The sequence below is a fragment of the Streptomyces sp. AJS327 genome (assembly GCF_013450295.1).
GTDB lineage: Bacteria > Actinomycetota > Actinomycetes > Streptomycetales > Streptomycetaceae > Streptomyces.
Window position 1 is genome coordinate 378,697 of sequence record NZ_SKBR01000004.1, and the last position, 24,166, is coordinate 402,862.

Annotated in this window: 16 protein-coding genes and 1 pseudogene; 7 read left to right on the forward strand and 10 right to left on the reverse strand. The window is 68.8% G+C overall.

Features of this window, described 5'->3' with window-relative positions; translation table 11 throughout:
* Nucleotides 1-43: 43 nt before the first annotated feature.
* Nucleotides 44-1,096 carry a zinc-binding alcohol dehydrogenase family protein gene (locus E0L36_RS23530; protein ID WP_308416895.1) on the reverse strand — a complete coding sequence of 351 codons (1,053 nt, stop codon included), beginning with the start codon at nt 1,094-1,096 and terminating at the stop codon, nt 44-46.
* A 283-nt stretch (nt 1,097-1,379) separates the two neighbouring features.
* On the reverse strand, nt 1,380-2,168 hold the full coding sequence (fabI, locus tag E0L36_RS23535; protein ID WP_180931286.1) for an enoyl-ACP reductase FabI: 789 nt from the start codon (nt 2,166-2,168) through the stop codon (nt 1,380-1,382).
* A gap of 163 nt (nt 2,169-2,331) precedes the next feature.
* Here fabI and E0L36_RS23540 point away from each other — a divergent pair, with 163 nt between their 5' ends.
* Nucleotides 2,332-2,727, forward strand: coding sequence for a hypothetical protein (locus E0L36_RS23540; RefSeq protein ID WP_180931287.1), 396 nt, complete (start codon nt 2,332-2,334; stop codon nt 2,725-2,727).
* 360 nt (nt 2,728-3,087) lie between these two features.
* On the opposite strand, the gene E0L36_RS23545 is transcribed toward E0L36_RS23540, so the two are convergent.
* From E0L36_RS23545 to E0L36_RS23555, 3 genes are all read right to left on the reverse strand, one after another.
* Entirely contained in the window at nt 3,088-3,528 is a 441-nt protein-coding gene (locus tag E0L36_RS23545) for a MarR family winged helix-turn-helix transcriptional regulator (RefSeq protein ID WP_180931288.1), read from the reverse strand.
* Between the two features lie 353 nt (nt 3,529-3,881).
* Nucleotides 3,882-5,195 carry an MFS transporter gene (locus E0L36_RS23550; RefSeq protein WP_308416896.1) on the reverse strand — a complete coding sequence of 438 codons (1,314 nt, stop codon included), beginning with the start codon at nt 5,193-5,195 and terminating at the stop codon, nt 3,882-3,884.
* Nucleotides 5,192-5,524 carry a helix-turn-helix transcriptional regulator gene (locus E0L36_RS23555; protein WP_180931289.1) on the reverse strand — a complete coding sequence of 111 codons (333 nt, stop codon included), beginning with the start codon at nt 5,522-5,524 and terminating at the stop codon, nt 5,192-5,194. The genes E0L36_RS23550 and E0L36_RS23555 overlap by 4 nt, the downstream gene beginning before the upstream one ends.
* A 153-nt stretch (nt 5,525-5,677) precedes the next feature.
* Between E0L36_RS23555 and E0L36_RS23560 the strand changes: the two genes are divergently transcribed.
* From E0L36_RS23560 to E0L36_RS23585, 5 genes are all read left to right on the forward strand, one after another.
* Complete coding sequence (locus E0L36_RS23560; RefSeq protein WP_180931290.1) at nt 5,678-6,256, forward strand: Chromate resistance protein ChrB; 579 nt, start codon at nt 5,678-5,680, stop codon at nt 6,254-6,256.
* Nucleotides 6,257-6,731: 475 nt separating this feature from the next.
* Nucleotides 6,732-7,343, forward strand: a complete 612-nt coding sequence (locus E0L36_RS23570; protein ID WP_180931291.1) for a CU044_2847 family protein — start codon at nt 6,732-6,734, stop codon at nt 7,341-7,343.
* Between the two features lie 16 nt (nt 7,344-7,359).
* Nucleotides 7,360-9,540, forward strand: a complete 2,181-nt coding sequence (locus E0L36_RS23575; RefSeq protein WP_308416897.1) for a trypsin-like peptidase domain-containing protein — start codon at nt 7,360-7,362, stop codon at nt 9,538-9,540.
* A gap of 83 nt (nt 9,541-9,623) precedes the next feature.
* Entirely contained in the window at nt 9,624-10,631 is a 1,008-nt protein-coding gene (locus E0L36_RS23580) for a MoxR family ATPase (protein ID WP_180931293.1), read from the forward strand.
* On the forward strand, nt 10,628-16,384 hold the full coding sequence (locus tag E0L36_RS23585; RefSeq protein WP_180931294.1) for an SAV_2336 N-terminal domain-related protein: 5,757 nt from the start codon (nt 10,628-10,630) through the stop codon (nt 16,382-16,384). The genes E0L36_RS23580 and E0L36_RS23585 overlap by 4 nt, the downstream gene beginning before the upstream one ends.
* 56 nt (nt 16,385-16,440) lie before the next feature.
* On the opposite strand, the gene E0L36_RS23590 is transcribed toward E0L36_RS23585, so the two are convergent.
* A complete protein-coding gene (locus E0L36_RS23590) occupies nt 16,441-17,238 on the reverse strand; it encodes an SDR family oxidoreductase (RefSeq protein WP_180931295.1) in 798 nt (265 codons plus the stop codon).
* 44 nt (nt 17,239-17,282) lie between these two features.
* Between E0L36_RS23590 and E0L36_RS28020 the strand changes: the two are divergent.
* Nucleotides 17,283-17,633, forward strand: a pseudogene (locus E0L36_RS28020) (site-specific integrase); the annotation flags it as partial.
* 237 nt (nt 17,634-17,870) lie between these two features.
* Here E0L36_RS28020 and E0L36_RS23600 read toward each other — a convergent pair.
* The 4 genes from E0L36_RS23600 to E0L36_RS27170 form a co-directional block, all read right to left on the reverse strand.
* Nucleotides 17,871-21,851: a hypothetical protein gene (locus E0L36_RS23600; protein WP_180931296.1), complete on the reverse strand. Its 3,981-nt coding sequence runs from the start codon at nt 21,849-21,851 to the stop codon at nt 17,871-17,873.
* Between the two features lie 9 nt (nt 21,852-21,860).
* A complete protein-coding gene (locus E0L36_RS23605) occupies nt 21,861-22,175 on the reverse strand; it encodes a trypco2 family protein (RefSeq protein WP_219637002.1) in 315 nt (104 codons plus the stop codon).
* A gap of 315 nt (nt 22,176-22,490) precedes the next feature.
* A complete protein-coding gene (locus tag E0L36_RS27165) occupies nt 22,491-23,060 on the reverse strand; it encodes a peptide deformylase (protein WP_308416898.1) in 570 nt (189 codons plus the stop codon).
* A complete protein-coding gene (locus E0L36_RS27170) occupies nt 23,057-24,031 on the reverse strand; it encodes a helix-turn-helix transcriptional regulator (protein WP_219637003.1) in 975 nt (324 codons plus the stop codon). The genes E0L36_RS27165 and E0L36_RS27170 overlap by 4 nt, the downstream gene beginning before the upstream one ends.
* Nucleotides 24,032-24,166: the final 135 nt, after the last annotated feature.

The following is a 24,166-nucleotide window of genomic DNA, read 5'->3' on the forward strand; positions in this document are numbered from 1 at the left end:
CTTCCAGGTGAGTGAGTTCGGTTCACGAAACGAAGAACGGTACTCACTGAACGTTGATTTGAAAGAGCGGGAAATAGGAATCGAGGTTCCCGCTCGCGTAGTCCCGCGCCAGCTCGGGAATCTCGTCGAACTGGTAGACGCGCTGGTCGCCGAGTTCGACCATCCAGCCGGACTCCTCCTGGAACTCCAGAATCTCCTCGATGTCGGAGAACCGGCAGGCGTGGGTGTGGACGTGGATGTGGCGCTTGATGCACTCGTTGGCCCGCGCGGTCTCCAGGCGCATGCCGTGCTTCCAGCCCACGGTCGTCAGCACCCCCTGCCGCCCCAGCGCGCGCAGCGTCGCCCGGTACACCGGACGCCCGATGTTGTCGATGATCACTGCGGCGCCGCGGCGGCCGCTCAGCTCCTGGATCGTGCGGAGGAAGACCCGCTCGGACTGCTGGTAGCGGCGGCGGTACTCCGGATCGGACGCGAACTTCCCCTCGTCGTGGTCGAGATCGGGGAAGGTCCGGCGGTCCACCGGGATCATGCCCTTGGCCTCGATCTCGGCCAGCCGCTTCGGGCTGCTCGACGCCATCGCCGCCACGAACCCGTCCCGCTGGGCCAGTTCCAGCTCGGCCACGGCGACGCCGCCGCCCCAGCCGAAGACCAGCGGCCGCGGGTCCAGCTCGGCCGGGTTCCGCCGTACCTGCGACATCCAGCAGGCGTACGTGACCCGCCAGTTGTCCCAGGCGGTCCAGTACCGGCCGTAGGACGCGGCCCACTGCTGCGGCGTGTAGCGGGAGTTCTCCGGTAGCGGCAGCAGCAGATGCTCACCGATCTTGGTCTGCCGCGCCAGCACCCCGATGGTCCCCGGGGCGTCGTAGGCGTGCACGAGCTTGACGTAGCCGTGCTCGTCGGTCCGGGCGAACGCCTGCGTCAGGCACAGGTCGCCCTCCCGTACGCGGGTGACGGCCCGGCCCGGGCGCACCACCCGGACCGCCGCGAAGTTGCCGATCACCATGCGGTCCTCGCCCCGCTGTCGGCACACGTCCACCGGCGTCCGCTCCAGGGCGTGGCCCATGTTCGCCTCCCAGGAACCGAAGAGCGGTTCCACCAGGACCTCGTTTTCCGCGAGGTCCGGAAACGTGAACTCCTCCCTTACGAGTTCTCCCGGGACGGGTTCCTCCGAGCTTGCCTGGGCAGGGCCCGCATGCAATACCCATGCCTCGGTACTGATCACGCCCATAACCTCCTGGCAGCGGAATACGTCCGTTTCCGGGGAGAACTCCGGCCGAGGTCCCCGAGTGGTGGGACGAAATGTATGAGTGGCCTCCGCGCCGTGTCTTCCGTCGCCCTGATGAACTCCCCCTCGGCGCCGAAAGGATGAGCATCGTCCTTTAGGGGGAGGTGGCCGTCGACGGACCCACCGCGTGCGCCCCGCCGTCCACGCGCACGATCTCTCCGGTGACGGCGGGCATCCAGTCCGAGAACAGCGCGCAGACCACCCGGGCCACCGGCTCCCCGTCGTGCACGTCCCAGCCCAGCGGCGCCCGGTACGGCCAGGCGTCGCTGACCGCCTCGGCCCCCGGGATCGCCCGCGCCGCCGCCGTCCGCAGCGGACCGGCCGCCACCAGGTTCACCCGCGTCCCCTGTCCGCCCAGGTCACGGGCGAGATAGCGGGCGCACCCCTCCAGCGTCGTCTTGGCGACGCCCATCCAGTCGTACGCGTGCCAGGCGACCGACGAGTCGAAGTCCAGCCCCACCACCGAGCCGCCCCCGGACCGGGCCAGCAGCGGGGAGAACGCCCTGCCCAGCGCGACGAAGGAGTAGGCGGAGACCTCCATCGCGCTGGCCACCTCCGGCCACCGGGCGTCCAGGAAACCGCCGCCCAGCGCGGCCCGCGGCGCGTGCGCGACCGCGTGCAGCACCCCGTCCAGCTCGCCCCAGCGTCCCTCCAGGTCCGCGACCACGGTGTCCAGTTGGTCCTCGCGGGTGACGTCCAGCTCCAGCACGTCCGTCGGCCGCGGCAGCCGCGCGGCGACCCGCTCCGTCAGCCGCAGCCCGCGGCCGAACCCGGTCAGCACCACCTCGGCGCCCTGTTCCTGGGCGAGCCGGGCCACCTGCCAGGCGATTGACTTCTCCGTGAGTACGCCCGTCACCAGAAGGCGCTTGTTCTCCAGCAGCATCCCAAAAGAATCCTCCGGCGGGCCGCCGATGAATACGACACCAGGTGCTCCTCCCTACGAAGGACCGCGACCGCCGTCGCCGGGCTAATTCGTCACTGCGAAGGAATGCCGCACCGTGGCCCCGCCAAGTACAGTCCACCCACCCAAGTATCCGGAGAGTGGTATGGCGATGATCAAGTATTTGTCCCCGGAGTATCTGGCGGAGCTGGAGAAGCGCGGCGGGCGGCTGCCCGAACGGCCGGGACTCCACGTCGAACTGCAACACCACATTCGCGACGCGCCGGAGGAAGGGGAGATCGCCTACTACTTCCGCATCGAGGACGGCCGGTTGCGGGAGGCGCGGCGCGGCACCCTGGAGAACCCCATGTGCTCCCTGCGGATGACCTACGCCACCAGCGTCAAGCTCACCCTCAACGAGATCAAGCCGCTCGTCGGGCTGGTCACCGGCCGCATCCGTCCCGGTGGGGACGTGGCCCGGCTGCGCACCATGATGCCCTCGCTCCAGTCCCCCGAGTACGAGCGGGTGACGTCCGAGGTGAACGGCATGACCCGGTTCTGACCCCGTCCGACCGCACCCCGGCGCCCCAACACCCGTCCCTCCGCCCCCTCTTCAGAGGTGGATGCCCGGCCCCGGCGCCGACGGGTGCGGCCCCGGGTCGCGCCACGGCTCCCGCCTCCGGGCCGGACCGGGCGCACCCCAGTCGTGAAGTGCCCCGCACCCGCCCGCCGTTCCGGCCCCCGGCGGGCGCTGTTCTGTGCCCGGGCTTCCGTGGAGGGGAAGTTGGGGTACGCGGACGGGGACCGCGCGGGGCCTACGGGCCGTTCCGCGCGCCGACCACACGGCGCCCTCCGAGAAGCACGGTCATCTCACTCGGGCCCAAGACCCCGTAGCCGGACGGTCGTTCGGGTCCGGTAGTCGTCAGCCCGGTTCGTGGTGGGCGAGCACCCGGCCGAGGAGGCGGGTCAGCGTCGCCCGGTCCTCGGCGGACAGCGGCTGGAGCAGGTCGTCCTGTACCCGGTCGAGTACCTGGTCCATGCGCCGCAGTTGCTGGGCGCCGTCCGGGGTGAGGGTCACCCGGTTCCGCCGCCCGTGGTGCTGGTCCGGCTCCTTGTCCACGAAGCCCTTCCCGGCGAGTTCGTTGACGGCGGCCACCACGTCGCTCCGGTCCACCCGGCACCGTCTGCCCAACTCGGCCTGGCTGGCCGCCCCGAACTCGTGCAGCGCGGCCAGGATGCGGTAGTGGTACCCACGCGCGTCCACGGCGGTGAAGCCGTCGAACGCCAGTCGACGGGCGTGTATGGCCAGTTGGCTGATCAGCCAACTCGGCTTCTCCGTCAGGCGATCCGGGATCTCGTCCATGACCACCACGCTATCAGTGTTGGTTACACCAACATCGTGTCGTGGTGTGGGTGTCACCAACACCGCCCGGAATGAGGCGGGTGACCCTCGCCTGGACGCGGGACCGGTAGCCCGCCCGAGCCTCCGAGCCCCGAGCCCCGGGTTCCGTACCCCGAGTCCGGAGTCCGTCGGTCCCCAACTGCCCGGCACCGCCCGGCGGTCGGCACCCGATGACCGGAGCGCGGCGGCGCGGGGGCGCCGGGGGGAGAGGGGGAACGGGCGACGGAGCGCGGGCGCGGGTGCGCGGACCGCGTGGGGCCGCGCGGGAGGTGGTGCCCACGTCCCGCGCGGGGTCGTGCGGACGGTGGCGGTGCTCACGTCCCGGGTGGGCGGGTGCCCGTCGTCCCCTCGCCGCACCCCTCCACAACGACGGTGCGGTCGGGGCCGGTTGAACACCCCGGTGCCGTACGACCGGGCGCGGTCCCCTCTCCGGTCGGCCGCCGGCCGGTGGGGGAGGGGTGCGGTGGCCGAACAACCTTCGTGGCGACGCGCGTTGGCCTCCTCGCGGCCCCGATCCAGCCGGTGAGGATGAGGGTGAGGAGCACCGGCGGCAGCGCCCACGCGGCGAGGTCGGAGGCGCGCGTCCCGCTCGACAGCAGGGAGCTGCCCACCGCGGCGCCCGCTGCGGAGCCGAGGTACATCGCCGCCATCTGGAAGGCGATCACCGGCGTGGCCGTCTGGGGCCGTCCGGCGGTGAGCGCCTGTTGCAGGGTGGGCACGCAGGCCCAGCCGCTCGCGCCCCACAGAGCCGTGGCGAGGAGCCACGCGACGGGCGAGGAGGTCGTCCACAGCACGCCGAACGACGCCGCCAGGGCGCCCGGCAGGACGGCGAGCGGCACGCGTGGCCCGAACCGGTCCAGGACTCCGCCGATCAGCGCCGATCCGGTGACCCCGCCCACGCCCCACGCCCAGACCAGCGCGAACCCCCAGTCGTCCAGCTGGCGTTGGTCGGCCATGGGCAGTAGGTAGGTGTACAGCCCGAGGCTGGCCACGCCGAGGAGGAACGCCGCCACGACGCCGAGGACGGTCCGGCGCGAGCGCAGCACGCCCAGCACTGGCCGCCGGTCCGCCCCGGCCAGCGACGGCAGGGTGTGCGCCCGGGCGGCGAGCGCGGCCATGCTGAGCAGGCCGACGGCGACGACCAGCGCCATGGTCCACCGCCAGCCGAGACGGTCCCCGACGAGCATGCCGACCGGCACGCCCGCCACCGTCCCGGTGGACAGGCCGAAGGTGACCAGCGACATCGCGCGGCCCCGCTCGTGCTCGGCGGCCATAGCGGCGGCCGTCGCCGTGGCGACCGCCGTGAGCACCCCGGCGCCCGCGCCCGCGACGACGCGCGACACCAGGAAGACCTCCACCCCCGGCGCCAGGGCCGTCATGAGGTTGCCCAGGTTGAACACCCCCAGTGCGGCCAGCAGTACCCGGGCCGTCCCGCCGCGGGTCACGCGGTCCGCCAGTAGCGGACCGGCGAGCGCGTACGCTCCGGTGAACGCCGTCACCCCGAGCCCGATCGTGGCCACCGTGGTGGTCAGCGAGTCCGCGATGGACGGCAGGACCCCGGCGAGGACGTAGGCGTCGATGCCGAGGGCGACGGCCGCGCACACCAGCGGCCAGAGACGGCGTATCACTCCGTCACCGGCCCCGACTCCGGGTATCCGGTCAGCACGGTGTCGATCAGCCCCGGGAACCGTTCCTCCAGGTCCTCCCGGCGCAGGCGGATCATGCACTTCCGTCCCTCGGCGCGGACGAACACCACCCCGGACTCGCGCAGCAGGCTCGTGTGGTGGGTGAGCGTCGAGCGGGGCAGGTCCGGGCCCAGCTCGACGCTGTCGACCTCGCCCCGCTCGGCGAGCGTCCGGACCATCGTCAGCCGCAGTGGCTCGCTCAGCGCGAACAGGACCCTCGGCATCGCGATCTCGTCGGTGCCGGGGTGCTGGTAGACCCTCGCCGGAGTCATGGCCCTCTCCTATCGTTCGGCAATTCTCGCACGATGATAGTTCGAAAATTCTCGCACAATCAAGCCGTGTCGCCCCGGTGAGCGGGGAGGCGACCGTGCGCACCGTGTCTACTCGCTACAGAGCGTGATGTAACCTCTGCTACATTGCCCGGCGTGACGAACGGACAATCGGCTGGGGAACCGGCGGAACGCTGGCTCCTCGTCGTACTGAAACCGCCGGCGAAACCCTCCCGGCACCGGGTCGCCGTCTGGCGGGAACTGCGCAGGATCGGCGCGCTCTCCCTCGGGCCCGGCATCTGGGCCGTCCCCGACGTACCGGTCTTCACCGACGGCCTCTCCCGGGCCCTCGGCCTCACGGAACAGTCCGGAGGGCAGGCCATGACGCTCCAGGCGTCCGGCCGGGGCCCGGAGGACGCCGACCGCCTCAAAGCGTTGTTCACCGCCGCACGCTCCGAGGACTGGACCGAATTCCTCACCGACTGCGGGAAGTTCGAGAACGAGTTGGCCAACGGGATCCGCAACGCCAGGTTCACCCTCGCCGAACTGGAGGAAGAGGAGCAGTCGCTGGAACGCCTCCGGCGCTGGCACCGCGACCTGACCGCGCGCGACGTCTTCGGCTCCCCGGAGGCGGCGGAGGCGGCCGAACGACTCAGGCGGTGCACCACCGCCTGCGAGGACTACGCCGAACGCGTCCTCCACTCCCTGCACCAGACCCCCGGCGACGGCCGGTGACCACCGGAACGCCCCAACAGGCAGCCCCCGCACGGCAGATGTGGCCGCAGTACGCGGCCGGTCTCACCACCGCCCTCGTGCCCACGGCAACGCCGCCAACCTCGGCGGCTTCTCCGACGACGCCGTCCCCCGCTGTTGGTGCCCGGCGGCCTGCTCGCCACTACGACGGCGCCGAAGTGCCCCTCAGGCCCGTCCTCGGCACCCTCGCCGACCGGATCGGCGCCCGCCCGGTCATGACCGGCGGACCGGTGGCCTTCGCCGACGCCTCCGCGCTGTACGTCGCCGCCCCCTGACGCCACCCGCCACCAGCCACACCGGCCCCCAACACCCCACCGGCCACCAGGGGTTCCGTCTCTGGTGGACCCCGCGACGGGCCTCCGGGTCCGTGGCGGTGCCCGGAAGACGAGGCGAGGAGGCGGAAGACGACCGGTGAAGGGCCCCACGGATCCGGGTGTGACATGCGAGAATTCGGCTCATGGGGGACGTAAGGCTTACCTTCGACGACGGTTCCGTCGCACATCTCCACCTCACGCCCGAACACCCCACGGCCAGCGCACCAGCTGGGGCCGGTGAGGAGGCGGGTGGTGCCAGCCCGGGCGGTCAACAGTCCACGTACGGCTCCGATTTGGAGCTTCCCGACGGATTCGGGGCGGCCCGCCCGGTCAGCGCCGACGGGCGCGCGGCGCGGGCGGTCACCCGGGGCGGCGAGGCCCTCGCCCAGGCGCTGCGCCCGCTCAACGGCGTACTCGGAAGCATCCACCAGAGCTTCGCCCAGTCCGCCCACCGTCCCGACGAGGTGACGGTCGAGTTCGGCGTCACCCTCGGCAGCGACCTGAGCCTCGGGGTCTTCTCGGGGAGCGGCGAGGCCAGCTTCACCGTCTCCGCGACCTGGAACCTCACGGACACCGGAAGCCCGGCCGACGACGCGAACCCGGCCGACCCGGCGGACGACGCGAACGCCACCGGTGGCGCGGGCGGTTCGGGACGGGCAGGCGCGGGGCCTGGTGGCGGCCCCAGCGCCTCGTACGGCGCCCCACCCCCAACGCCACAGCGGGGCACGGTTCCTGGCCAGACGAACGGCACCTGATGGTATGCGGCCGGATGTGAGTTCAGCGCTGGCGGACGCTCCGCTGCACCGCGCCTTCGTCTCGGTCCTGGGCCAGGCCCGGCCGGTGGGCGCGGGCGTGCTGATCACCCCGAAACTGGTCCTGACCTGTGCCCACGTCGTCAACAGCGCGCTGGGCCGGGACCGTTACGACCCCGCCACGCCACCACGCGACCAGCCCGTCCCGGTCCGGCTGCCCCACGTCGACCGCGAGCGGCGGCTCGACGGCAGGGTCCTCCCGCACATGTGGCGTCCGCCGCGCGCCCGCCCGGAGAGCGACCACCCCACACCCCCGCCCGTCGGCATGCTCCCGTACCACGGCGACCTCGCCGTCCTGGAACTCGACACGGAGGCCCCGCCAAACGCCGAACCCGCCCCGTTCCTGCCCCAGCGTGACGGCAGGGAGGTCGTGGCGCTCTGGGCCAGCGGCCACGCCCTGCCCACGCTCCGCGCCATGCCCCGGGTCTCCGCGCACCCCTGGATCGCCCTGGACGTCCTGGGCGGGACGGTCGCGGACGGGTTCAGCGGTGGGCCCCTGTGGGACCGTGACCGGCAGGCCGTGGTCGGACTGGTCGTCGCCGCCCACGAGACGGCACCGCCTCCCGTCCCCGGCCCGGTGCCGCCTCCCGGGGACGGACCCCGTGGTGTGCCCGCGGCGATGTACGCGATCGGACTGCCGTCCATCGAGGGCGAGTTGCCCACCCTCCCTCCGGTCGCCGTTCCGGCGGGCGGCCTCGGCCGACAGCAACTCCTCGTCCTGCTCGAACAGTTACTGCCCTCCCGGCGGGCGATCCGGGAGTGCGAGGAGCAGCTGTCCGCTCGGCTGGGCAGACCGTCCGCCGGAGCGGCGACGGACGTCGAGCGGCTGACCGGCCTGGCCATGGGGGTGCGCCGAGGCGTCCCCGAACTCCTCGACATCGTCTACGACCATCTCGTCGAACACGGACCCGGCAGCGTCGTCGAGTCCGCCGACTGGGCGGCACTGCTGCGCGTCGCCCGCCTCGTCAGCCCCGGCGAACGGATCTCGCCGCGCCGACGCCACAACCTCAACGCACTGCTGGCCCACTGCCACTCCAGCGACCCCGCCACACTGCTGCGCGAGGTCCTGCCCTACGCGAACGACCTTCCCCGCCCCGCCGACCTCGCCGACGCCACCGACCTCCTGGAGGGCTACGACCCCCAACCCGGCCAGCCCATCACGCCGTTGCTCCAGGGCGTCATCCGCGTGGGCGTCCAGGAACGCGCCGCTGGCGGCTACTTCGCGGACGACCTCGACGCCTGGGTACGCAGCGCGGCCCCGCGACTGGGCGTGGCCCCGGCCGCCGTCGACCAGTACCGGGCCGACGCTGCCACAGCCCATGCCGCCGCCCACCCCGCAGGCGAGCCAACACCCCTGCTCCCGCCCCGCCTCCAGGTCGAACTGCTGCCCGTGGCGCCCCATCTCTTCACGTACCAGATCTGGGTGTGGAGCGGCGACGACCGGCACGAGGTCGTGCTGACCCAGGACACCGAAGTCCCCAGCCAGCAGGTGGTGGAGGCCATCCGCCGGGTACTCAACACCGAGGTGCGGGAACACCCCACGACCGCGCTGGTGGAGTTCTTCGTCGCACCCGCCTGGCTCCATCTCGACGTGGACACCTGGGAGTTCACCGACGAGGCCGACGGCGGCGGCGGGTTCTACCCGGGGATCACCCGGCGGGTGGTGCTACGGAGTTCAGAGCGCACCCGGGAGTCGTACGCGGGCTGGAAGCGCCGCACCACCGCGCTGCCGACCGCCCCCCGGCTGCTGCTCGACGAACGCTGCACGGACCCCGCCGTCACCCGCGCCCGGCTCGAAGTGACCCCGGACGCCGGGATCGTCGTCGTCTGCTGCGACCCGCGGCACCAGGGGCGAGTGCTACGACAGTGCATCCAGGCCGGAGTTCACACGGTGCTGTGGCACCGCCAGGACCACGGCGGGCAGTTCACAGCGGACCTGCTGGCGCTCGTGGAGGGCGTCGACCACGACCACATTCCCGAGACCGTCCGGATGGAGCGCGCCAAGGCCATCGCCGATCCCGACTGTCCCACGCACCGAGGCCGCCAACTCTCCCTGCTGCACGACGGTCCGGACCACCGCCCGCCCCCACTGGCACCCGACCCCTGGGCCCTCACTCAACCGGCCACCTCCCAGCCCTGACCCCTCCGACACCCGTCCCGACCCGACCCGACACGCCCTGTCCCGTCCCGTCCCGACCCGTCCCGACCAAGGAGAGCGAGACCGTGCCGGAATCACACTCAGCCGCCGGCGACAGCGGCGCGGCAGCCGAGAACTGGTGGGTGTTCCGCGGCCCGGCCGACCTCCCGGAGCCCCCGCCCTGGCGCCGCTTCCCCGCCGCCAACCGCCGCCCCACCGCCCAGCGTTACCTGATGAACGACGAGGAGGTCGCCGTCGTCAACGCCGCCCTCCACCTGCGCCGCCCACTCCTGGTGACGGGCCGCCCCGGCACCGGGAAGAGCACACTGGCGCGGGCGGTCGCCGAAGACCTACAACTGGGCGACGTCCTGCGCTGGTCCGTGAACAGCCGCTCCACCCTGACGGACGCCCTCTACCGGTACGACGCCGTCGGACGGCTGCGCGAAGCCTCGTTGCGCCGCGAGCGCGAACCCCTGCGCGGCCCCGCACGTCGCCTCAGGAGGCGCACCGACCAGAGTTCCGACATCGGGAACTACCTGCGGCTGGGCCCACTCGGCACCGCGCTCGCCTCGGCCGACCGGCCCCGCGTGCTGCTCATCGACGAGCTGGACAAGTCCGATATCGACCTGCCCAACGACCTGCTGGTGGTGCTGGAGGAAGGCGAGTTCGAGATCCCCGAGCTGGCCCGCCTCCCGGAGCACGAACAGACCGCCGACGTGCTCGTCACCGGCAGCAGGGAACGCGTCCGGGTACAGCGCGGCATGGTGGCCTGCGCGCACTTCCCGATCGTCGTGATGACCAGCAACGGCGAACGCGAGTTCCCACCCGCCTTCCTCCGCCGCTGCGTTCGGCTCGACCTGCGCGACCCCGACGAGGCGAAGCTGCGCGACATCGTCCGGCAGAACCTCGGCGACGAGGCCCTCGCCCAGGCCGGAGACCTCATCGAGGCGTTCCTCGGGCGCGCGGCGACGCAGAGCCTCGCCACCGACCAGCTCCTCGCCGCCGTCCACCTGCGGGTCACCGGCGCCGACCTGAGCCGGGACGAGCTGCTGGCCGCGGTCATGCACCGGTTGGACGAAGCGTTCCCCGCATGATCGAGCGGCTCCGGCAGGCACTCGGGGGCATGGGGTACGAACTCGGCGGCCCCGAACTCCTCGACGTCCTCTGGCTCGCCCAGGCGATGAGCCGCCCGCCGGTCCGAACCGACGGGGCTGACAAGCGAGTTGACGACGCCCACCGTGCCGGAGCGGACGCCGCGAATCCCGACCCCAGCCGAACCGCCCCCGGAGCCGACGTCGATCCCGGAGCCGACGTCGACTCCGGCTCCGCCGCCGACGTCTCCCCGCCACGGTCCTCCCCGGCGACCCCGGACGCGGAGATCCCGGACGCGGAGATCCCGGACGCGGAGATCCCGGACGCGGAGAACCCCGCACAACACGCCCCCGGAGACGACCGGCCACCGGCCGACAGGCCGTTCACACCGCCTGACGAACCGCCCTTCGCCCACCACGAACCCACCAACGCGCCCCAGGCCAGGGGTACTTCACTCCCCGTGTCCCGTGCCGCCGCCGACGGCCCGCCGCCCACGGACGACCCGCCCGGTGTCACCGAGGCTGCGGAAGGCACCGCCGCATGGCCTGTCGAGGCCGCCCCGGAGCCCGCCGCTCCCGCCGGGCCCACCGACGGACGGCACCGCCTCTTCACCGCGGCCCACCGCGACCCGGGCCCTCCGGACGGACCCCGGGCCCGCGCCGTCCGCGCCCCGGGACCGCGCCCCCTGCCGGGCCCGCACGGCCTCGCCCGGGCGCTGCGTCCCCTGCGGCGCCACCGCGACCACCGGCACCGGACGGTCGTCGACGTGGAAGCCACCGTGCGGCTCACCGCCGAGTCCGGCCTGCTCGACGTGATCGACCGCCCCGAGCGGGAACTCCGCTACACAGCCGCCCTGTTGGTCGACGACTCGCCGTCCATGCGCGTGTGGCAGCCGCTCGTACGGGACGTGCGGCGCCTGCTGGGACGTGCCGGTGTCTTCCGCGCCGTCCACCTCCACCGGTTCACACCGGGCGACGGACGACGGCAGAGCGTCCCCCCGGCCACCGAGTCGCCCCTCACGTTCGTCCTGACTGACGGCGTCGACGAGGCGTGGCGCGGCCCGGAGGGCCACCGCCTCCTCCACACGTGGGAACGTTCCGGGCCGTTGATCGTCCTGACCCCGCTCCCGAGGCGGCTCTGGCGCGGCACGGCCTTCGACGCCCAACCCCAACTCCTGGTAGCCGCACGATCGTTCAGCCACAACGGCGCACTGGACGTGCGTGATCCCCTTGGCGGAGGCCAGATCGAGCGCACACCGCGCACGCTGCCCGTCCCCGTCGTCGGACTCTCACCCACCTCACTGAGAACCTGGACGCGCCTGCTGACCCACCCCGGACCGTCCCGACTGACGGACACGGCCCTGATCGCACCACCCCCGGAAGCCGAGACCACCGGCGTCCCCACCCACGTCCCCCCGGAGCCCAATCCGACGCCCCGGGGGACGACGTCAGCGGCGGAACTGATCGAACGCTTCCGGGCCTCCTTCTCACCCGAGGCGTACCGGCTCGCCGTGCGGCTCACCGCCATCCGCCCGCTGAACGTGCCCGTCATGCAGCTGGTCCGCATCGCCACCCTGCCCGCCACCTCCCCGGACGCGGTCGCCGAGGTGCTGCTGGGCGGGCTCCTCCAACCGCTGGAATCCGACGAGTTGACCGACCGCTCACTTCCGGCGTCGCTGGGAGGCGGAACCGGCGACGTCCCCCTCGACTTCAGACCGGGCGTCCGCGACCTCCTGGCCGGCGGACTCAGCGCGGAGCAGACAATCGAGATCGTCGAAGCCGTCGGCAAGGCCCTCGAACCCCGGCTCGGGCGCCTGCCGGACTTCGCCGCGCTGCTCGCCGACCCGCGTGGCACCGCTCGACTCTCCCAGGAGGCGGCGGCGTTCGCGGTGCTCCTGAGCCCGGTACTGGACCGGCTCTACGGAGTCCCGTCCTCCCCCGAGCCCACGCCCGACGCCGCCCCCACCCCCCGAACCCCACCCCACGAGCCCAGTCGCCGGGACACGGTCGATGTCGAACCCCAAGTCCCAGCCGACACTGTCCGGTTCACGGTCTTCGGTCCGGAACTGGCCTGGCGGGGCACAGCGCCCGTCTACACGGGAACGCCCGAACAGCGGCTGATTCTCGCGGTGTTGCTGCTGAACGCGGGTCGTGACGTGTCCAGGGACACCCTGATCGACGCGGTGTGGGGCCGGGAGACCTCCCCATCCGCCCTCCACACCCTGCGCTACGACCTCTCGCGGCTGCGCTACATCCTCACCCCGCTCGGCCTCTCCATCGAGAGCGACGGACAGGAAACCATGTTCACACTCCGAGGTGAACAGCCCGACACACCCCTTCCGTTGGACCTGACGGAGGCCGAGCGGCTGCACGCGGAAGCCCTGGCGGCTCGGGACTCCGAGGGACTGCGGGGCGAGTGGCGACTGATCGGACAGGCGCTGGCCCAGCTGAAAGGCCCAGCCCTCCAGGGCATCACCGGCGCCTACGCCGAAGCACAGCGCGCACGCCTGGAGGAGTGGCGACTCTCCCTCGCCGAGAGCGAGATCGAACTGGACGTGGACCTCGGTGAGAACGCCGAGGCCGAGAGGAAACTGACCGAACTCGTCAACGACAACCCACTCCGCGAACGCCTGCGGGCCCTGCTGATGGTGGCCCTCTACCGGTCGGGCCGGAGGACCGAGGCGCTCGCGGTGTACGCCGACGCGCGCCGCCTGCTCGACCGCGAACTCGGCCTCGAACCCGGCCCGGAACTGAACGGGTTGCACCACCACATCCGTGACGGCGACCTGTCCCGGACGGTGACCTTCAGCAGCCGCACCCCGCTCAGAGAACTCCCGGAACCAACCAGACCGCCCCGCCGGGGAGTTCAGTTCGAGGTCCTGGGCCCCGTCCGCGCCTGGCACGGCTCGGAGGCTCTTCGCGTCGGAACGATGAACCAACGCGCGGTGCTGGCCGTGTTGTTGTTGTCCCGGGGCAGTGTCGTCACGATGGAGGAGCTGATCGAGGCCGTCTGGGGCGACGCCCCGCCGGATCAGCCCGAGAACGCGGTGCGCACCTACGCCTCCCGCTTGCGCTCCGTTCTCGGGCCCCTGTCGGTACGGTACGAGGAAGGCGGCTACCTCCTCGACGTCGCGGCCGACTCACTCGACCTAGCGGTGGCGGAGAACCTCGTAGAGGAGTCTCATCGACAGCGGGCAGCCGGTGACCTGGCGGAAGCCCGCACACTGATCGGCAGCGCACTGGACCTGTGGGACGGGGAGTCGGTGTTCGGTGTGCCAGGTCCGTTCGCCGGAGCGGAGCGCGATCGCCTGGAGGAGTGGCGCCTCCAACTCCATGAGATCCAGGCGGAGATGGACCTGGATCTGGACGAGACCTCCCGGGCCATCGCCCGGTTGGCCACGCTCACCGCAGCGCACCCAACGCGTGAGCGACTCCGCGAGATTCAGATGCTGGCCCTCTACCGAGCCGGTCGGCAGGCCGAGGCCCTGGCGGTGTACGCGGACACGCGCCGCCTGCTCGTTGACGAATTCGGCGTCGAGCCGGGCCACGCCCTACGTGAGCTACAGCAGCGCATCCTGGAGCAGGACCCCGGCCTCCTCCCGAACTCCCCTCGTTCGCCGCTCGGTTGGATCGACAGGATGTCCGTTGCACCGCAGCAACTTCCCGCTCCAGTAGCCGACTTCATCGGAAGGTCCTCGTACATCGCGAGCATTTCCCGGCAGTTGACCGAGCCGTCGGACTCCGAAGGGACCGTCGTCGTCCTGTCGGGCATGGCTGGCGTCGGCAAGACCGCGCTCGCCCTCCAGATCGCCGCCCAGGTGCGTTCCCACTTCCCTGACGTCCAGCTCTACTTCGACCTCGACGGTACGGACGAGCCGGTGATCGAACCGAACTCCGTTCTGCGGTCGTTCCTCCGCTCTCTCGGCGCACCGGCGGACGCACTCTCCAACTCGTCGAGTGAGAACGCTGCGTTGTTTCGCACCGCGCTCGCAGGCCGCCGCGTCCTGATCCTGCTCGACAACGCGCGCGACGCGGCGCAGGTTCTTCCGCTGCTGCCCGACTCGAAGAACTGCGCGGTACTGGTCACCAGTCGCTGCCGGGCGGTTGACCTGGCGGGCGCACGGCTGGTGAACCTCGATGTGCTGCCCACCCAGGAAGCTCTGGCGCTCTTCAGCGAGATCGTCGGCAGTCGACGCGTGTGGTCCGACCACTGGTCCGCGGACGACGTCGTCAGCGCGTGTGGCTTCCTGCCGCTGGCCATCCGTATCGCCGGCGCCCGTCTCGCCGCCCGCCGCGACTGGACGGTCAGAACGCTCGCCGAGAGGCTCGCGGACGAACGGCGCCGTCTGGACGAACTGCGCGTCGGGGACCTCTCGGTGCGGTCCGCGTTCGACCTCGGTCACGCCGGGTTGGATCCCCCGGAGGCCCGTGCCTTCCGCCTCCTCGGAACCATCGACGGTCCGGACATCTCCCTGGAGGCGGCCGCCGCCCTGCTCGACATCCCCGTCCCGGACGCGGAACACCTGCTGGTGTCCCTGGTCAACGTCTCCCTCCTGGAGTCCTCCGGCCCCGGCCGATACCGCCACCACAACCTCGTACGCCTCTACGCGCGCGATATGGCCGAGTCTGAACACGCCCCGGAGGAGCTGGAGCAGGCGTTCTCCCGACTGCTTGACTTCTACCTGGCCACCGTGGTGCGTGCGTACGTTGACCGAGGACTGCGAGACCACCTGGCCCGGCACATCGAGCCAACGACCCACACAGGACTGGTCTTTCCCGAAAGGCACCGTGCGCTGGACTGGCTCTTCGGCGAGGCCGAGTGCCTGCTGGCCCGCGCCCGCCAGGCAAGCACCCGGCCTCATCTGCGCCTGGCCGTCGATCTGCTCCTGATGACACGGGAGTTGAGCGAATCGGGTGCCTTCACCCAGCGGTTCGCCGCCACGGCGCGTTCCCTGCGGGAAGCGGCGGAGAGTGCGGACGACCTCCACGCGACCGCCCGTGCGTCCCTGGTCGTCGCCGAAGCCCGGTTCTTCCAGGGCCAGTTCGACGAGGCCGAGGACATGGCGGACCGGGCACGGACGCTGGCGGCGTCGGCCGGAGACGCCTGGACCCTGGGGCTGCTGGATAGACTGCGTGGCGCGATCGCCCTGCACCGGCACCGCTACGACGACGCCACCGAGCATCTCGCGAACGCCCTGAACATCCTCCGGCTGGAAGGGGATCGTGCGGGCGAGGCGAGCGTCCTGGCCTACCAGTCCCGCTCGCACCTCGCCTTGGGCCAGACCTTGAGGGCGCGATCTGTCGCTCTGAAGTCCATCGCCGTCCACGACGAGTTGAACCTGGTCGAGCAGGGTGCCGCCGCGCGCTACGCACTGGGCCTCGCGCTCGCCCAGGACGGTCTACACCACGAGGCGAGAACCGTGCTCCACCAGGCCCGGCGGGAGTTCCAGGACGGCCACCAGCGGATCTGGGAAGCCCAGACCCAACTAGCCCTCGCCAACGTGGACCTGGCGGAACAACTCCCACAAGAGGCGGTCACGGGTGCGGAGAAGGCGCTGACAATCCTCGGTAACCAGGATGCGCCCTGGCTGCGCGGCACCATCCTCACGCTGTTCGGACGCGCCCTCGACGCGCAGGGCAACACCACACGTGCCCGCACCCACTGGTCCGACGCACTGGACCTCTTCGGCGAACTCCACCCCGTAGAGGCCCAGACGGTCCGAACCCTCCTCTACAACAAGCCCCGCCCCACCTGAGCCCCACTTCCGCTCCCCACGCCAAGCGGTCGGCGAGCCGCCTCTCGCAGGGTTGACTACCCGAATCCGCCGTTGCTGTGGAGTAGTTGGGCGTTGATCCAGCCGCCCTCCGCCGAGCAGAGGAAGACGACCAGGTTCGCGCAGTCCTGGGGTACACCGAGGCGGCTCAGCGGCGTGGAGCGAATCATGTCCGCCCGCTGTCCGTCGGTCATCCACCCGGTGTCGGTCGGTCCCGGGTTGATCGCGTTACAGGTGACGCCCAGGTGGGCCAGCTCGTGGGCGGCGGCCAGCGTGATCCGGTCCATCGCACCCTTGCTCGCACCGTAGGGCAGGTTCCCGGCGGTGTGATCGCTGGTCAGGCTGACGATCCGCCCACTCCCGCGCTGCCCGCGGAAGCGCAGCCCGTACTCCCGGATCAGCAGCCACGTTGCCCGCGCGTTGACCGCGAAGTGCAGGTCGAAGCTCTCCACGGTGGTGTCCAGCAGACCGGAGTCGACCGACTCGCAGTGGCAGAGCACCAGCGCGGTGACGTTACCCAGTTCGCGCTCGACGCTGTCGAAAAGCTGACCCGGGACGGCCGGGTCGCTCAGATCCGCCTCGATCGCGTGCGTCCTCGCGCCGAGGGACACCACTCGCTGCCGCAACTCCGCGGCCGCCCCCGGATCCACGCCCCACCGCATCCGCGCGTCATACGGAGTCCAGTACGTGAAGGCCACATCCCAGCCAGCCCGCGCCAGACTCAGCACCACAGACGCCGCGATCCCCGCCGAACGTCCGGCCCCGGTGACCAAGGCGACCGGCCGCTCCTCCCGCCCCGCCTCCTGTGGACTCACCACCCGCCTCGCGTCACTCATGCCCCTCATCCTGACGGTCCCGCCGCTCCCACAGCCCCCTTCCCCGCCACGTCGCTGCCTCGCTCATGCTCGCCGCCGACGTCGACGCAAAGATCGTGTCCGAGACGCTCGGCCACAGCGACACCCGGATCACGCGAGACACGTATCAGTCGGTCATGCCGAAGGTGGCCGCCGAGGCCGCCGAGGCAACCGCGGCCATCGTTCCGCGCGGCACCGCCCGTCAGCCCAAGCCGACAGAGAAGGAGCAGGCCGCCCTCGACGAGATCGCCACGTTGGCCACCGACAAGCTCGTCGCGGACATCGCAGAGGCGGCCGTCGAGCACGATGGCCACACGACGGCCACACATGAAGGTGCCAAGATCATCGAGTTCCGTCCCCGGAAGGTCCGAGCATAAGAAAAAGCCCAGGTCACGGTCTAGGTGACCTGGGCTTTTGGTGAGCCGCCTGGGGGAGTCGAACCCCCGACCTACGCATTACGAGGGCCGGAATGATCGTGACGGGTGGTGATTCGTACTCGGGATCGATCCGTTATTGCCTGGTCAGAGACGTGCAGGGCTCGGCGACGTGGCGCCCCGTCCAACGGGTGCTAGACCGTCCGCTCACGCATCGCTCACGTAGTGCGGCGGCCAAGTTCAGCCCGAACCACCAGGGCTCCATACCTCTCCACTCTCTGTGCGTCGGTTGAGCAGGATGTCGGTCAGCCGTTGCCCGAACCACGCCTCAACGGGGTCGTGCCCTTGAGAGCTCAGCCACTCGCGGTACCGAGGTGGGATCTCCTCCAGCAATGCAGAGCGGTCCTGAGTTCCCGCCTTCGCCATCAGACCATGCAACTGGCCAGAGAGTGACTCTCCAAGGACGATCTGTTCTCCAGTCGCCAACCGCGCGTAGAAGACGAATCCCGAGTCGCGAGTTGGCAAAGCAAGGATCGCCCCATCCGGAGCCGAGGTAGGCAGACCCGCCTCTCCTCCATGCCACGGGCACGCATGCCCAACAACGTAGACACACCAATCAATAAACAATGGCGGCGGCACTGAATCGCTTTCCCACCCCCATTCGATTACACACCCGCACGGATGAAGCAAAGGGGTCCATTGGACACCTGGAATACCTCCTCGCAACCCGCCCTGCGCCCGTTCAAGCAGATTCAAGATAGATGCACGATTCTCGAGAGAAAGCGCGAGATCTGACTCAAATGCATCCGGCTCGACCGAGGACAGCGCCTGAAATATTCCGACTGCCTCCTCACTGGACGCAAGAGCCTCCTCTAGGCGGCCCTGACTTCGCAGTTGAGTCGATTGATTACCGAGCGCACCCGCCAGGTTAGGAAGGAAGGCACCGGGATTGCTTCGCGTCAGTTTCCTCAGCAGGGAAACGGCCGACGATATAGCCTCAATAGCGTCAACCCCGCGACCCACTTCATTCAGGTCACTCGAGTAGTTAGTCAAGGACAAGGCAAGGTCAGAAAGAAATGCTCCAGGGTGCTCCTTCATCAAAGCCTGAAAGAGCTCCACCGAGCGAGTGCTGGCCTTGACAGCCTCATCAAACTCGCCAATCCGATGAAGTCGAATGGACTGATTGTTTAGCAACCCAGCAACCTTCGAAAGGAATGCTTTAGGGTTAGACTGGGCGAGGCTCTCGAAAATCTCCAAAGCCTCAGCATTGGCGTCAAGCGCCTCCCTCAACATCTCCAGTGAATTGAAATCAGACGATTGATTAGCCAATGCGGTCGCAAGTTCGGGAAGGAACGCCTCTGGCGCGCCATCAACTATCTTTCGATATACCCTTACAGACTCACTACTTGCCTGCAGAGCAATCTCACACTGCCCATTCTCTCTTAGGATTTGCGCCTTATTGGTAAGTGAAGCAGCAAGACTGGGCCCAAACATGTCGGGGCGCTCCTCAGCCAGCTTCTGACGGATCTCCGCCGACTCCGAGATGGATACCAGCGCAGCTTGACGGCGCCCTAGCCGACCTAGACAGATCGACTGATTACTAAGGGAGGCCGCAAGTCTGACCTGAAATTGATCTGGGAAGCGCTCGGCCAAGCCCCGGTAGATTTCGACCGATTCCGCAATGGCAGCAAGGGACTCCTCGTTCCTCCCGACATGCATAAAGGCTCTCGACTGATTATCCAGAGCCAATGCAAGTCTCGGTACCATCAAGTCTGGGTGAACTTCGGCAAGGCTGCGAAACATGCCCAATGCGGAAGCGCTGACATTCACAGCATCTTGCCATTCTCCCAGCGCACTTAGACTGGCAGCCTGATTGGTCAACGCGTCAGCGAGTCGATGAGTAAATTGACCGCGGCTAGCCTGGTTCAGCCCGCTGAAGATTTCAACGGCTTCTGCGCCTGCTTGAAGAGCCTTCTCATGTAGACCGAGTTCACCGAAGCTGTTTGACTGATTAGTGAGGTTAACAGCCAGCTGAAGCATTTCTTCCGGGCCCACGCTACTGAGTCGGCGACTGTGCGCCACAGCCTCACTGATTGCTTTTAGGGACTCCTCCCTCTTGCCGACAGCACCGAGACGGACTGAGTGATCGCTAAGCCACGAAGCTAGCGCTTTACTATCGCCGCTTTCTCGGTAGTATTCCACGATTTTCGCAGTCAACTCAGCCGCAAATCCGGCCAGCGCAATGGTCTCTTCGGGGAGCTTGTCGTAGAGTTCCTCAAGGGAGTTGATCTCATTGCGTAACTCATGGACCGCCGCTTCAAGAGAACCAACCAGCGCCATCGGCGACTCGACACGGCGCGCAGCTTCGATGAGGACCGAAGATAGGTCGATCGGGCTGTAGGCAGCTGCACGGGCCAAGGACTCAGCGGCTGCGGTACCGCCAGGGCGAGCAGCGGCTCTGGCCAGCAGAGTCACTGCATGGCTCTGCTGCTCTGGGCCCGCGCCCGTGATCACCTTGGTGACCACGTCAGATTCGCCGGCCACTGCAGTTGCTATGTAGCACTCGGCTAGCGGATCAGGCTGGAGGCTTCCCCACAGAGAACTGCCAGCCGGTCGAGGTGGATACAGATCTCCGACCCATTCGGCCAGGGCCCGACGGGACTCCTCGGCTCCGTCCCCTCCCAAACCAGGAAGCGCTGCAAGGATCTGCAATGCCTCGGCACGTGGCGTCGGCCCACAGAGCTGAGCGGCCATCATCGCCACTTGCCGAACATGCCCCAGTCCCAAGTTGCGACTCTCGGCAATTCGGTTCCAATATCGCCGTTCGTGGGAAAGAAGGACTTCCTCTGGGGATACCCGAGGGGCTTCTTCGGGCAACAGCGAAGTGAGCGCGGATGCATGAAGTGCGAGTGCTTGACCGGCTGTTGCTCTTGATGAGTCTAGGGGCTTTCGTCGGGATTCCAGCACCTCGTACCCCAGATTCTGGAGCCCTTCGCTAAACGCAGCCACTGCTCTCTGCCAGAGATGCTCTCGCCCAGCTGGTGTCTCGACGAGTCCGGGTAGGGTGAGTGGGTCGAATCGCAGAACCCCCGGAATCGCTGCGGAAGCAGCGTGCAAATGCGCGAACCACTCGCCGGATGCACGAGCAAGCAACAGCAATCTTACTGGATGGAAAGGTGGATGTTCGGCAAGCCAGTCGATAATCTGTTGTGCCTGGTTGGGCCCTGTTTCAATGTAGTCAAGGACCAAGAGAACCGGTGAAGTGGTCCGAGTAAGAGTCGACAGGTGGGCGGCGACATCAGCTTGGTTGGCAACGAGCCCCGTCACCCACCCCTCTGTCTCCATTTCCTCACAAAGGCGACGGGCAAGGCGAGTTTTGCCTTGACCGCCAGGTCCTGTGATCAACCATGCAGACAACGACGCCGGTTCCAAACACCAGCCAGCGAGCTGCTTAATAGTGTCCTCACGCCCGATGAAAGGAACGACCTCATGTTCGGCACGGAGGAGGCCGGCCGGGGATGCTGCCCCTTGGGCCGGATACCATGGAAATAACAGATCGCACAACTCTACAGGTTCAAGCCGAAGGGGGCGTCCAGTATGGGCCTCTACCGCATGGCGGAATCCGTCTTGAGCACTCAGGGAGTGTAGTGGCACTGCTGTCAGCCGACGCTGGGCGAACGCTGGAGTATCCCAAGCGATTACGCCCACGAGTAGATCTCCGCACCACAATGCCGATCCAGACATTCCTGACCAGCGTGATGGTTCACCTGAATCGCTGTCTGGCCAATTGTCCAGACGAACGTCGAGGAGTTGCTGCTTACGTCGAGCTAAGGGATTGATCCAAGCGCTAAGATGTTCGCTGTCACGAATCTGCTCTGGCCCCTCAAATGCCATCGCTGAATCTGGGAATCCAACCGCCTCGCAGTCCACTCTGGGAGAAGAGCTCATGAATCGGCCGAACCGGATAGGCTGTTTCCAGGCCAACTCAAGGTTAGGGTCGATAATCTCTACTAACGCGGCATCCAGTAATCCGGCTCCTTGCCAGATGACCCGCGCCTTCCGCAGCACGCCGTCTCCCAATAGGCGTACTTTTACCTCATCTGAGGACAGGGTGTGCGCTGCAGTCAGCAGTAGTCGCTGAGCAATCAGATACCCCGATCCAGTTTGCCAGCCTGACTCAGGCTTTCGAACCCAAATTTCCGCAACTGCCTCGACACGCATACGTCGACCTCAGCGTGTTGGGATACTGTCAGCCTGGCTGGAAATTCGTGGCGTATTGCCTTGCCTGTCCTTGGGGTTGAGTGTCACTTTCATACGATGCGTGGCCCCATGATTCTCTACTCCCTTCGCCCCGAGCGATAGCACGTAAACACGGGCCCTCGCCTCGCCCGTATTCTCTTGCCGTACATCCACCGCGAACTCCAGCTCCACAGGGCCGACCTCAAAGCCGAGATCCTGTTCCGCGCCTTCAGCTTGGGCTGCAGCTAGCTCCGCCCGTACCCCACGGACAGCATCAGCCAATCCCACCCACGCCTCATCTGCCATCAGAGCCGTCTCCCTACGGTTGGCCTTTGATACCGAGACGATCACAGTACGAGATTCCAAGCATCCCGTCTGGGTCTTTGCCATGTGAGTGGGCAGGAAGATGTGACGGCCGACTCCGCCGGTCAGCACCGGCGGTGCCGGGTGGCCGTGGTCCTTGTCCGGCGGCGTGGGCGCGGGGGCGAGCGCGGCGTGCGTGTCTTGCCGCCCAGCGAGCGTAGGAACCGGCCAGAGATGCTGGGCGCCCGACATTCGCTGCTCAGAGGGCAATTGAACCCCTAATCGTGTCCCGATTCCGCCGTCATCGGGCTCCTGGGGTCAGGAACCGTCGTATGCCCAGCTCCGGCCAGTCTGGCGGTACTCCTCGACGGGGAGCGGGTCGACGCCGGTCCGCATGCGGGAGGTGTAGAGCAGGCCGTCGAGGTGGTCGATCTCGTGGTGGATGAGGCGGGCGAGTCCGCGTTCGTAGGTGGTGGTCACGGTTGCGCCGTTCAGAGCCGTCGTCTCCACGGTGATCTTCAGGGGGCGGGGGACGAGGCCGCGGACGTCGAAGAAGCTCAGGCAGCCTTCGTACTGTTCGTCCGTCTCGTCGGAGTGGCCGGTGATCCGGGGGTTGAGCAGGGTGATGGCGGGCGCGTCGCCGGGCGGTTGGACGACGGCTGCGGCGCGGCCGATGCCGATCTGCGGGGCGGCGATGCCCATGCCTTTGGCGAAGGGGTGGACCTGGCCGACCCGCTCCATGGCGGCGAACAGTTCGTCGGTGATGCGCTCGGCCTCTTCGCGTTCGGTGGGCAGGTCGAAGGCGCGGGCCGGTTCGGCGAGGATGCGGGCATCGTGCTGGACGATGCCGAGGTCTCGCATGCGCTGGCTGGGTCGCACGTCAATCACCTGAACTCCCCTTGTTCCGTGTTGGGTTCGGGACGTGCCCGGAACCGCCACTCCAGACGGTACCGAGCGTGCAAGGCGGGTGTGGCCGTGGTCCACGTGAATTGCCGTAGCTCGCCGTCGTCGCTACGGACGGGCGGGGTTCGTAGCGGGGAAGCTTCGGCGGTCATGGAGGTCTCGGTGCCCCACACGACCGGGTCGAGAGCGGCGGGGAAGGCGAGCTGGACTTCGAGTTGTTCGGTGGGCAGGCGAACGGCGCGCTGGAACCAGTGGCCCCACTTGTCGTCGCCGACGGAGTAGGCGTACTCGATCCACACGGACTCGCCGGGGTAGAGCGGGAAACGGCCGTGCTCGTTGTCGAACAGCAGCCAGACCTCCTTGAAGGCATCGCGGTCGTGCTTGGCCTGCCACCGCATCGCCTCGCCCCGGCAGGTGGCGGTGAGGTCGAGTTCGTCCCAGGTCAACGGGTGGGCGCGGTAATGGGCGTTGGACCGCTCCGGCGCCCCGGGGTAGCGGTCGACGGAGATGCGGATCAGGTAGCGAGTCACTGGCTCAGTGCCGGTGTTCCGCAGCCGGCGCCGCATGGTCAGCCGGTAGGAGCTGCCGTCGTACTGGAGCCGGGCGGCGTCGTGCTCGACGACGAGGGCGGAGCCGGTGGCGTACGGCTGCTCGGGCCTGCGTGGGGCGGGCGGAGCTGCGGGCGGGCGCCGGGACCGTGTTCGGGCCTGCTCGTAGTCGAGCCATCGTCGCCAGATCGCTTTTCCGGCGTTCAGGGCTTCGTCGGCATGGCGGGAGAACTCTTCGCTGGGCTTGTGTCGGCCTGACTCGACGTGGCTGACGTAGGACGGGTCGAAGCCCATGGCCAGGGCCAACGCCCGTTTGGACATGCCTCGTACTTCCCGCCAACGCGCCACCTCGGCCGCGTAGTCCGCGGCTGCCTGCTCGACGGTGGTGTCCTCGTCGTGCGCGTCCATCGAAGCCCCGCCCGCGTCATCGATTTGGTGAGCATGAATGAACCGTGAGTGATCCAAGTTCATCATCCCGTCACGGCCCGCGTCGCCGTTTTCCTTCCCTTACCAGCCCGGATAGACCCTCCGGGCAGATGAGGG